General features: G+C 41.4%; 1 protein-coding gene. It reads right to left on the reverse strand.

Annotated elements, in window-relative coordinates:
• Positions 1 to 112: 112 nt before the first annotated feature.
• The coding region (gene istB / locus ABEA42_RS18470) for an IS21-like element helper ATPase IstB (protein WP_345505360.1) at positions 113 to 768 on the reverse strand (656 nt) is incomplete at its 5' end.

Consider the following 768-nt stretch of genomic DNA (forward strand, 5'->3'; position numbering starts at 1 on the left):
CAGTATTGGTTGGAGGGTGGTTATTTCGGAGGGACTGTGCCACCTATTTCGGTCAAATGGTGCCACTTTGAAAGATGTTGTAATGATAACAAAAAAAATGGATTTATTGATTTTACAATACTCCTTTCCTCAAAGATTCTCCTTTAAGACTTATTCGATGAGAGGAGTGAACTATTCTGTCTAGAATAGCATCTGCGATAGTGCTTTCCCCGATGATGTCATACCATGCTGATACTGGTATCTGAGATGATAGAATGGTAGATTTCTGATTATGCCTATCATCAATGATATCCATAAGGGCTTCCCTTGCGTGATTATCAAAGGATTGAAGACCAAAGTCATCAAGGATAAGCAGATCAGTTGATGAGAGTTTTTTAAGCTCTTTGAGATAAGTACCATCCACTTTACTGAGCTTTAACATTTTGAGCAAGCGAGCTGTATTGAAGTAGAAGGTCTTTAGTCCCATCAAGCAGGCTTGGTGCCCCAGAGCCTGTGCAAGATAGCTTTTCCCAACGCCAGAGGCTCCAGTCAGAATAATGTTTTCCTTTTTTTTGACAAAGTCCAACATGCCGAGACGGACGAACATATTTTTATCCAGGTTACGATTGTGAGTATAATCCACATCAGCAAGACTGGCTTTCTGTCTAAATTTCGCCTGTTTGGTCAATCGTTCGATTTTCCTGTTCCAGCGGTGTTCCCATTCATGATCGGTCATTAAGGCAAGGTATTCGTCGGCGGTCATGGATCCCACTCGGTTATCCTTAATGA

Origin of the sequence: Pedococcus ginsenosidimutans (genome assembly GCF_039544395.1) — a bacterium.
In the GTDB taxonomy this organism is placed as follows: domain Bacteria; phylum Actinomycetota; class Actinomycetes; order Actinomycetales; family Dermatophilaceae; genus Pedococcus; species Pedococcus ginsenosidimutans.